General features: G+C 44.5%; 2 protein-coding genes. Both read left to right on the forward strand.

Features of this window, described 5'->3' with window-relative positions; all coding sequences use genetic code 11:
- The first annotated feature begins 231 nt into the window (after nt 1-231).
- Nucleotides 232-1,338, forward strand: coding sequence for a hybrid sensor histidine kinase/response regulator (locus IQ242_RS21725; protein ID WP_193961370.1), 1,107 nt, complete (start codon nt 232-234; stop codon nt 1,336-1,338).
- A gap of 47 nt (nt 1,339-1,385) precedes the next feature.
- A complete protein-coding gene (locus tag IQ242_RS21730) occupies nt 1,386-2,759 on the forward strand; it encodes an ankyrin repeat domain-containing protein (protein ID WP_193961371.1) in 1,374 nt (457 codons plus the stop codon).
- Nucleotides 2,760-2,778: the final 19 nt, after the last annotated feature.

Consider the following 2,778-nt stretch of genomic DNA (forward strand, 5'->3'; position numbering starts at 1 on the left):
CCCTAAGTATTGTTTCCGATTGTGGCCGTCATCTTAATAGTGAGGTACTAATTTTTCGTTTTGGGGGGCCAGTCGTCACGATTCGGTCGTCAATAGCAAATTAGGTTATACTTCATCTTTAGGAAAAAAGCTGTAAGAATCGACCTAGAAAATGTCTTGACCATCGAACCAGATTCGAGGTATTCTATCAGGGTAGATCAGACAGTAATAAAATTCAGATTTAAATTGGCAATGTTAAACCAGTTAAGAATTCTAATTGTTGATGATAATGAAGTAGATCGGATCGCCGTGCGCCGATTCTTAAGAACATCGGAGATGGCGATAGAAATAACAGAAGCCGCTGACTATCAAGAGGCTAAAGAACAGATGTCCAATAATCTTTTCGACTGTATGTTTATCGATTATCTTCTACCCGATCGAGATGGTTTAACTTTGGTGCGGGAAATTCGGCAGCAGGGAGTTAAAATACCCCTAATTGTCTTAACCGGTCACGGAGACGAAGGAATTGCCGTAGATATGATGAAAGCCGGCGCTTCCGATTATCTGAGTAAATTTCGTCTTTCTGCCTCGCGCTTAAATCAAGCGATGCGAAACGCTCTACGCATCTATGAAGCGGAACAAGAAGTGGCGATTGCCAAACAAGAAAAAGAGCAATTGGCTAGACAAAAAGAAGATTTTGTTTCGAGGATGACCCACGATTTGCGAACTCCCTTAGTGTCTGTCAATCACATATTAGAACTATTTCAAGAAGGTTTATACGGTGAGATTACTCCCGAAATGAGTCGAGTCATTCATCTGATTATTCGCAGTAATACAAATCTCTTGGAAATGGTTAATAATCTTTTGGAAGTTTATTGTTATGAAAACGGCGAAAAGACACTTAATTTTACTAAATTAAAGATTATCGATATTCTCGAAGAAGTCTGTCAGCAGTTAACTCCCCTTGCCCGAGAAAAAGGACTCGAATTAAGCTTAAATGCCGAAAATGCCGGGGAAATTTTCCTAACTGGCGATCGCTTGGAACTGCGGCGCGTTTTTACCAATCTCATCGGCAATGCGATTAAATTTACCCAAAAGGGTGATGTGAAAATTCATCTCATCCCAGCTACAGAGGAAGATACTTTTGTCACCATTGTCGTCGAGGATACTGGTATAGGCATTTCAGCAGAAGAACTACCCCGGATTTTCGAGCGCCTGTACTCCAGTTCCCCAGACAGTTCCAACAATGGGTTAGGACTTTATCTCTCCCGTCGCATTATCGATGCTCATGGGGGAACTATTGCCGTCACCTCAGAATTAGAACGGGGTAGTAGCTTTTCTGTCCGTTTACCTGTCTAGAAAGATCGATAATAGAAAAAATACTTTCTGCCGATCGGTCACTGTTAATGGCTTCTAATTGGGATATCTTGTTAATACAAGCGGCGCGTCAGGGCAATCTGGCGCGGGTTCAAGCTTTACTGAGTCAGGGGGCAAATGTCAACGCCACTGATGGCCACAATACGACGGCTTTAATCTATGCCGTGCAGGGGGGTCATCAGGAAATTGTGGCAATTTTGCGAGAATTTGGGGCTGATATCAACAAAAGTAAACAACCTCAAGGTTTAACCCCTCTCATGTTAGCGGCTGCCCTCAATCACAGTCAAATCCTCGCTCAACTAATCGCCGCCGGTGCTAATGTCAATCAGGTCAATCAAGATGGTACACCAGCACTAATGATTGCCACTTATAAGGGTCATACAGCGATCGCAGAACAGTTATTAACCGCCGGCGCTCGGGTCAATATGCGCGATCAGGATGGAGATACGGCTTTATCTGTAGCGATAAAACAAAATTACGCCGCAATTGTCGGTTTATTGCTCGATCGTGGTGTAGATGACGAAATACGTCAAGAAGCTTGGTTACAGGCTCTCACCGCTAATTGCCCAGAAATCCTCGAATTGTTTATTACCCGTGGTATGCCCCCCGATGCTCCCACTTTATCCCGGGAAACTCCCCTAATTTTGGCTGTAGAGAGGGGAAATCTCGGCAGCGTGCAAACTTTACTGCAAGCGGGAGCAAATCCGAATATCAGCACGGAGGAGGGAGAAACTGCCCTGATGATCGCCGCTGCTGAGGGATATTTCGATATTGTCCGACTTTTACTCGCTAAGGGGGCCAGTGTTGACAATCAAAATCAGACTGGAGAAACGGCCCTGCATTTAGCCACGATCGAAGGACATTTAGAGATCGTCCAGGCCTTACTACAAGCCGGCGCTTTTGTCAATCACCGCAACCATTTTGGTGATACACCCTTGCTTATCGCCACGGTGCAGGGATACGAAGCGATCGTTTTAGAATTGTTAAAACAGGGGGCGGAGCCTAACCTAACTCAGCAGGGAGAAACACCGTTAACTTTAGCTCTACAGAGCAAATTTACGAAAATCTGTCGTTATCTCCTCGACTACGGGGCTAATCCCAACGCCGTTTATCCCGATGGCAAAAGCGTCCTCATGAAAGCTTGTGAGGGCAATAATAGTCAACTGGTGCGCCGGTTAATCGATATCGGTGCTGATGTCAATAAACTCGATTTTAGCGGCGCTTCCCCTTTAATGTGGGCGAGTTATCACGGTTGTCTCGACACGGTTAAAGTTTTGTTAGACGGGGGAAAGGTGAACTTAAATCAGAAAAATCAAGGGGGAATGACCGCTTTAATGTTAGCTAAATTTAATCACCATCAGGCGATCGTTTCTTTATTACAACAAGCGGGAGCGATCGAGTAATACTAAATCCGTTGAGTAA

The sequence above is a fragment of the Microcystis sp. LEGE 08355 genome (genome assembly GCF_015207185.1).
Taxonomy (GTDB): Bacteria; Cyanobacteriota; Cyanobacteriia; order Cyanobacteriales; family Microcystaceae; genus Microcystis; species Microcystis panniformis.

Coding starts and splice junctions, on each gene's coding strand:
- IQ242_RS21730 (WP_193961371.1), top strand. CDS start 1,386: ATGGCTTCTAATTGGGATATCTTGTTAATACAAGCGGCGCGTCAGGGC.
- IQ242_RS21725 (WP_193961370.1), top strand. CDS start 232: ATGTTAAACCAGTTAAGAATTCTAATTGTTGATGATAATGAAGTAGAT.